This window comes from Nocardia alni, from assembly GCF_019038435.1.
Taxonomy (GTDB): Bacteria; Actinomycetota; Actinomycetes; order Mycobacteriales; family Mycobacteriaceae; genus Nocardia; species Nocardia alni.
This window is the reverse complement of the sequence record NZ_JAGPOX010000416.1, coordinates 1-380: the sequence shown is the minus strand read 5'-3', so window position 1 is coordinate 380 and position 380 is coordinate 1. Positions and strand designations below refer to the sequence as shown.

Genomic DNA, 380 nt, shown 5'->3' with positions numbered 1-380 from the left:
GCGTGGTGTTTGGCCAGGACAAGGCGCTGGAGGTGCTCGCCTCCGCGGTCAAGATGGCGCGCTCGGGCCTGGGCAAGGGCGACAAGCCGATCGGCTCCTTCCTCTTCAGCGGCCCGACCGGCGTCGGCAAGACCGAGGCGGCCAAGCAGCTGGCCTACATCCTGGGCATCGAGCTGATCCGCTTCGACATGTCGGAGTACATGGAGCGCCACGCCGTGAGCCGCCTGATCGGCGCGCCCCCGGGCTACGTGGGCTTCGACCAGGGTGGCCTGCTGACCGAGGCGATCACGAAGAAGCCGCACGCGGTGCTGCTGCTCGACGAGATCGAGAAGGCGCATCCGGACATCTTCAACGTGCTGCTGCAGGTGATGGACCATGGC

Annotated in this window: 1 protein-coding gene; it reads left to right on the top strand. The window is 67.4% G+C overall.

Annotated features, from left to right (window positions below):
- Nucleotides 1-380 (top strand): AAA family ATPase (locus tag JZ791_RS47560; protein ID WP_216904063.1); only part of this gene is annotated, 380 nt, incomplete at both ends.